This window comes from Tateyamaria sp. LSS28 (assembly GCF_059611725.1).
The window spans coordinates 414,307-420,614 of sequence record NZ_JCAPFI010000006.1; the positions used below are offsets into that span (position 1 = coordinate 414,307).

Sequence of the window (6,308 nt, forward strand, 5' to 3'; positions counted from 1 at the left end):
CCTTAGGGTCAGTTTTGGACGCAAAGGTCAAATTTGTCTGACGTACTACAGATGTGGAACGACGCATAGTTTTTTCCATTCACGCGCTCACAAGCCGTCGAAATGGTCGCAGCTCAGTTTTTCGCAACGCAGTAGATTTCTTTTGCGGCTCACAGCCTTTCCTTCCTCCGCCGCTTCACTCAGAGTAGCCGTTGATCGAGCTTGCAACAAACGTGGTGAAGCAGCCCCCAGTACCGGAAGCTGCACCTTAAACGAACGCCCGGTTTCGGATTGGGAGCAGTTCGCCATGGGGCTGCGTCGGTTGTCTCATCCACGGTATTCCAAAGTTGTTATGGCTTAGAGTTCATCGCGGCAGCACGGTCGATTCAGATCTGCCCGGTGTCGCCTTGGTAGAAAGGCAATGACAAGCGCATCAACGGCAAACTTAGTCGCGAATTCATTGGTGCGAACGGTTCCACACCGCCGAACAAGCTCAGTTTGTGATCGATATCTGGCTCGGACGATACAATCACATCCAACCACATCAGGCTTTGGGTATGAGCCCGCAATTCCAGAAACACTGCTCAAGATAGCCCATCGATGTGGTGCCGGACCCTCACCGGGTGCACGGGTCGGTGTCTACTGCTTTGGTCTATCCCATCAGGGGGTTGAATTGACTCCACTGACGAGAAATCTGTATCTTTATTGCGCAGCTCTAACTAATTCAGCAACTATGGTTCGTTCGCGCTTCGAATAGAGGCCTACTGAAGCCGCAATTTTGTCATCTTGCGAGGCGTCAGCGGATACCGGCGAGGCTCGCCATGACTGGGACGACGGGAACAGACGCACAACTTATTGAACCCGATGAATTACCCATCTGGGTGCCGGGAAAGGTTCTGTGCGAAAGCAAAGGTCTAGGCTGGAAGGACGTGTCGCAGCGGACCTATCGCTATAACGGGCAGGATGTACACATTCCGCCGATGAACACATTTATGATTGTGCAGTACCGCAGGGGCGACACGCCGATGGACCGGCAGTTTGACGGGCGTTGGACGCGTACGCAATGCGGGCCGGGGCATTTCTCGCTCTTGTCGCATGCAATGCAGTCGCACTGGAACTGGACTGAAGGGCTGGTGGTGTCGCATCTCTACCTGACCGACGCGTTGATGACCCGCGTCGCGCGCGATATTCGGGCAAGGGATGTCAAACAGGTCAGGCTGTACGATGTACTGCAAGGCAGCGATCCAGTGATCAACCATATCGCCGACCAACTCACCATAGAGGCAGCCAAAGAAGGCCCCGGAGGACAGCTTTATGCTGAGGCCCTGTCGGTGCAACTTGCGGTCCACCTGCTTCGCAACTACGCGTCGGTCGACAGCCGTCCGACATCGGGGCAGTCGGGCTTGTCGCAAAGACAGCTGGCCCTGTTGGAAGAATATATAGACACGCATTTGCACGAACCACTCTCTCTGAACGAACTTGCAGGGGTGCTGCATCTGGGAGTGTGGACCTTTAATCGCCAGCTTCGCAAAAGCGTGGGCCTGCCCGGCTACGCCTTCGTTCAGCACAAGCGGATGGAACGGGCTTGCGCCATGCTGCGCGAACCGGGGCGCGCGCTGAAGGACATCGCCGCCGCATGCGGGTTCTCAGATCAATCGCATATGAGCCGCAGCTTCCGCAAAGCCAAGGGCGTAACACCTGGTCAGTACCGCCTGGGGCACTGACGGGCACCGTCACCCCTGCCCGGATCGTTCAAAATTTACCCCCCGATCTTACAAGACCGCCCCTACCGCCTAGAGCCAGACTTGGAGCGCGGTGGATTCGGACCTGCAATCCGAACCCGGAGGAGGCTGCCGGAGAAACCGGCCGCTGCCGCAGTGGAGGACAATATGCTAGACGCACAAGAAAAGACCGTTTCGACGGCTCGCAACCCTGTGCCTGCGCAACTGGACGCGCTGGTGATCGGGGCCGGGGTCGCCGGACTTTATCAACTGCACCAGCTACGCCAGATGGGTCTTAAGGCGCATGCCTGCGACACCGCCACTGACGTGGGCGGGACCTGGTACTGGAACCGCTATCCCGGCGCCAAATTCGATAGCGAAGCCTATATCTACCAGTATCTGTTCGACGAGAAACTCTACAAGGGTTGGACCTGGAGCGAGCGTTTCCCCGGACAGCCCGAGATCGAACGCTGGCTGCATTACGTCACCGATACGCTGGATCTACGAAGTGACATGTCGTTTTCGACCACGATCACCAAAGCGACCTTCAACGAAGAGACAGGACGCTGGCGGGTTGAGACGGATCAGGGCGATGTCATCGACACCAAATTCCTTATTGGTTGCACCGGAATGCTCTCGGCCCCACTGGAGGACCGGTTTCCGGGCCAGTCCAGCTTCAAGGGCCAAATCGTCCACACCGGGCGCTATCCCAAGGGCGGGCTTGATATTGAAGGCAAGCGAGTGGGCGTGATCGGAGTGGGTGCAACAGGAATTCAGGTCATACAGACCATTGCATCACAGGTCGGCCAACTCACCGTGTTTGCCCGCACGCCACAATACGTGCTGCCGATGAAGAACCCGAAATACGGCCCGGACGAGGAAGCTTGGTACAAAAGCCGCTTCGACGAGTTCAGGTCGAACCTGCCGCATACATTCACCGGCTTTGAGTATGACTTCGAAAACACATGGGCCGATCTGACCCCAGAGAAACGATTGGAGGTGCTCGAGGAAGTTTATGCGGACGGCTCGTTGAAGCTGTGGCTCGCCTCTTTCGCGGAAATGTTCTTCGAAGAGGAGGTCAGCGCCGAGATATCGGAGTTTGTTCGCCAAAAGATGATCGCTCGGCTCAAGGATCCCAAGCTGATCGACACGCTTGTGCCCAAGCCCGGCGACTATGGGTTCGGCACGCATCGTGTGCCTTTGGAGACCGACTATCTCGAAGCGTTTCACCACGACAATGTCGAGGCCGTTAATGTCCGCGACAACCCAATTGCCGAAATCGTGCCCGAAGGTGTCAAGCTGGAGGACGGAACAGTCTATGAGCTTGACGCGATCATCATGGCGGTCGGCTTTGATGCGGGCTCCGGCGCGTTGGCACGCATTGACATCAACGGGCGCGACGGCCTCAACCTTGCCGAGGAATGGCGCAAGGATATGCGCACCACAATGGGACTGCAGAAATTCGGCTTCCCAAACCTGTTCATGACCGGTGCCCCCCTCGCGCCTGCGGCGGCCCTTTGCAACATGACCACTTGCCTGCAACAACAGACCGAGTGGATCACGCGTTGTATCGGTGATCTGAGTAAGAGCGGCAATGACGTGATGGAGCCCACCGAAGAGGGTGAAGCTGCCTGGGTCGCGCATCACGACGAAACCGCCAATGCGACCCTGATCGCAAAGACCACATCGTGGTACACTGGCTCCAATGTTGAGGGCAAACCGCGCAGGGTGCTGTCTTACACTGGCGGAGTCGGGACCTATCGCACCAAGTGTGACGAAGAGGCCAAAGGCGGCTATCCGCACTTTGCGATGAGCAAGTCAAAGGCGCCGCAAGACGCCTGATCTCCAACCAAACAACGCCCTGTGCCGGCTGAAAGACCCGGTCGCAGGGCAAACATCAATCAATGGGAGGATATTATCATGAGTCATGAATTCAATGCGGACGCCATTCTGAATAGCGTCGTAAGCTCCAGCCCGCGCGTCCCGGGCGTGGTCGCCATGGTCACGGATCGCGACAAGAATATTTATGAGGGCGCAGCGGGCGTGCGCAGGATGGATGGCGACACGCCTATATCAACCGATGACGCCTTCGCCATATTCTCAACCACAAAGGCGATCACCGGCACGGCAGTTCTGCAATTGGTCGAAGAGGGCAAGCTTGATCTGAACGCGCCTGCAAAAAACTATGCGCCGGACATCGGCAAATTGCAGGTGATCGACGGGTTTGACGCCAATGGTGAGCCGCGGCTGCGCGCGCCCAAGCGGGACATCACAACACGGATGCTGATGTTGCACACTGCAGGCCTCGGTTATGACTTCTTCAACGAGACCTACAATCGCCTAGCCGAAGAGAAAGGCCAGCCCAGCGTCATCACCGCTTCCAAAGATTGCCTGATGACCCCGCTTCTGTTCGACCCGGACGAAAGCTGGGAATATGGCACCAATATCGACTGGTGCGGGCAGGTCGTCGAAGGCATCACCGGGCAGCGTTTGGGCGAAGTCTTCCAGTCGCGCATCTTCAAGCCACTCGGCATGACCGACACCACTTTCGAGCTGAACGATACGCTCCGCAAGAAGCTGGCCGGGATGCATGCGCGCGGCGACGATGGCAGCCTGACGCCGATGGATTTCGAGCTGCCCGACAAGCCAGAAGTCCATATGGGGGGCCACGGCCTTTATGGCACGGTCGGCGACTACATGCGCTTTATCCGCATGTGGTTGAACGATGGTGCGGGGGAATACGGACGCGTGCTCAAACCCGAAACGGTTGAGATGGCGGCGCAGAACCATCTGGGCCAGCGTAAGATCACGCCTTTCAAAGGGGTCATCCCGGCGCTTTCCAACGATGCAGAGTTCTTCCCCGGCCAACCCAAATCATGGTCCTACACCTTCATGGTCAATGATGATCAGGCGCCCACGGGCCGGCCCGCTGGGGCAATTGGCTGGGCCGGACTTGCAAATCTGTTCTACTGGATTGACCGGCAGAACGGTTTTGGCGGTTTTTGGGCCACTCAGATCCTGCCTTTTGGCGATGCGGTGTCCTTTACCGGATACATGGAGCTCGAAAGCGCCTTCTACGCCTCGATCAACAAGGCTAAGGCCGCCTGACCCCAAAAACCCCATCGACCGCCGCCGCTCGGCGGTCGATCCTCAGAAGCTGCTACGCTTGACCTCTGTTATTATCAGAAACGCCGCATTCCGCTCCCAAATCGCGCGAGATGCAATGAAACCCGGCGGTATTATTGCTTGGTTGGATCCCGGATTGACCGCAATGACAGCCGGATCCACAAAGTCCATTGAGAACAATGACATGTACCAACTTGGCACATACTTCTTTTTTGGTCACATCAGTTGGACGTTGATGCTGTCAGGCATGTAAGGTTCCATTCAAGCTTGTCCAATTTCTTCAGGTCAGTTTATCCCGACCAACTTGTGCAAGTGCGCTGGACAACTCTCCGCTAAGGATGCTCCATAGTCTAAGCAAGCCTTCTTCACCGGCCGCGGCGATTGCAAACTGCAATATGCGACCAAAAAACGCATAATTTGCACCCTGATCAAGGACCTTCAAAACGTCTTCGCCAGACCGCAAGCCACTGTCATAAAACAGCGGAAACTCTGGTCCAACCCTGTCGCGTATCCGGCCAAGCGCTTGAACGGCAGCAGGTGCGCTTTCAAGTTGCCGCGCACCATGGTTTGACACTTGAATGGCGTCGACGCCTTCGGATTTCAGCTTCAGCGCATCATCGGCGTTGGTCACGCCCTTCACGACCAAGTGGCCTTGCCACAAATCGCGCAAGGCCTTCAGTGTTGTCCAATTCGCCTTGGCTCGGCTTTCGGTGCGGTCGAATTCAAAGCCCGGCATCTCGAAATTCGCCATCTGAGGACGACCTGCAGCAAGTGACGTGAGCGACCAATGCGGGTGTAGGGCGAAATCCAGAAATTGGCGCGGACCGATACGGAACGGCATTGTAAATCCGTGGCGCAACTCACGTGGCCTGCGACCAACCTCAGGAACGTCGGCGGTAACGATCAAAGTCTCGTAACCGGCATCCTGCGCACGTTTTGCCAGCTTGAACGAACCCGTTCCGTCTCCGCTGAAATAGAGCTGGAACCACGCGTGCCCTTCGGCAACCTCAATCATCTTCTCCAGCGGAGTTGATGCAACGGTTGATACGCCAACGGGCACGGAGTCTCGCGCGGCCAGCCGCGCCAGCATCAGATCGGCGCCGGGTCCGGACAGATTGCACATGCCCATGGGCGCAATACCAAAGGGGCGCTTGGCCGTCTTGCCAAACAGCGGCATGTCCAACGAACGATTGCTGACGTCTCTCAGGATCCGAGGTTCGAGGCATATTGCATCAAGAGCTGCACGGTTGCGCGCAGCCCCTATTTCTGATCCCGCAGCCCCGTCGATATAGTCAAACACCATCCATGGTAGACGGGCCTTGGCCAAACGCCGCGCATCTTCACTGGAATGAATACGCGCGGCGCGTGTCATCAGGCCGTGACCGCTTTCATAAACCGGTCCTTGATCACGACGGGATCCATGGTGATCACCGGCATTTTGGCGTTGCCGCTGTCGCATTTGACAACCATCACGGTCATCTT

The 6,308-nt window shown here is 56.9% G+C and carries 5 protein-coding genes and 1 pseudogene; 4 read left to right on the top strand and 2 right to left on the bottom strand.

Annotated features, from left to right (window positions below):
* Window positions 1–434 precede the first annotated feature (434 nt).
* From AC53L6_RS19805 to acmB, 4 genes are all read left to right on the top strand, one after another.
* Window positions 435–572: an integrase core domain-containing protein gene (locus AC53L6_RS19805; protein WP_496909091.1), complete on the top strand. Its 138-nt coding sequence runs from the start codon at window positions 435–437 to the stop codon at window positions 570–572.
* Between the two features lie 228 nt (window positions 573–800).
* A complete protein-coding gene (locus AC53L6_RS19810) occupies window positions 801–1,703 on the top strand; it encodes a helix-turn-helix domain-containing protein (RefSeq protein ID WP_496909080.1) in 903 nt (300 codons plus the stop codon).
* 165 nt (window positions 1,704–1,868) lie between these two features.
* On the top strand, window positions 1,869–3,542 hold the full coding sequence (locus AC53L6_RS19815; protein ID WP_496909081.1) for a flavin-containing monooxygenase: 1,674 nt from the start codon (window positions 1,869–1,871) through the stop codon (window positions 3,540–3,542).
* A gap of 78 nt (window positions 3,543–3,620) precedes the next feature.
* Window positions 3,621–4,808, top strand: a complete 1,188-nt coding sequence (acmB, locus tag AC53L6_RS19820; protein WP_496909082.1) for a methyl acetate hydrolase AcmB — start codon at window positions 3,621–3,623, stop codon at window positions 4,806–4,808.
* Window positions 4,809–5,106: 298 nt separating this feature from the next.
* Here the strand turns inward: acmB and AC53L6_RS19825 are convergent, their stop codons facing one another.
* Together AC53L6_RS19825 and AC53L6_RS19830 are read right to left on the bottom strand one after the other, a co-directional pair.
* Complete coding sequence (locus AC53L6_RS19825; RefSeq protein ID WP_299706120.1) at window positions 5,107–6,198, bottom strand: alpha-hydroxy acid oxidase; 1,092 nt, start codon at window positions 6,196–6,198, stop codon at window positions 5,107–5,109.
* Window positions 6,198–6,308, bottom strand: a pseudogene (locus AC53L6_RS19830) (sulfopyruvate decarboxylase subunit beta); the annotation flags it as partial. The pseudogene AC53L6_RS19830 and the gene AC53L6_RS19825, both read right to left, overlap by 1 nt.